Source organism: Campylobacter sp. 2018MI13 (genome assembly GCF_018501135.1).
In the GTDB taxonomy this organism is placed as follows: domain Bacteria; phylum Campylobacterota; class Campylobacteria; order Campylobacterales; family Campylobacteraceae; genus Campylobacter_E.
This window is the reverse complement of record NZ_JAHCZC010000279.1, coordinates 1-401: the sequence shown is the minus strand read 5'-3', so window position 1 is coordinate 401 and position 401 is coordinate 1. Positions and strand designations below refer to the sequence as shown.

Below are 401 nucleotides of genomic sequence, written 5' to 3'. Positions count from 1 at the left end.
CTCGAAGAACTGCATTTTGCCGTTGGATGAAAACGTCACGCCGAGCGCGGTCAGTCTGGTTTGGGATTTCATGACTCTCCAGCCGAATTTTGCGCTTGTTCCAAAGCAAAAGCAAAAAGAACTGGCAGAGCTGGTTGAGATGATTCGGGCATACGATACGTGGGATTTTCAAAATGACAAGAACATGTCTTATGAAGAGCGCAAAGCAGCCGACGAATTGAATCAGCTGTTTTGGTTCTTCCCTTTGAGCAAGTCAAAATCTTTTGTCGATTCTGTTTTTGCTTCCGGTTGGGAAAAATACAGAATTGAACATGAGCTTTTGATTTCAACTTTGGAAGGGCGACGACAGCGGTATCTTGACAAGCACCTCAAAAACGTCGAAACGTTTGAAATCGAGGGAC

The 401-nt window shown here is 44.6% G+C and carries 1 protein-coding gene; it reads left to right on the top strand.

What is annotated here, in order from left to right; genetic code table 11:
• Positions 1-22 precede the first annotated feature (22 nt).
• The coding region (locus tag KJQ99_RS10030; protein ID WP_214150758.1) for a hypothetical protein at positions 23-401 on the top strand (379 nt) is incomplete at its 3' end.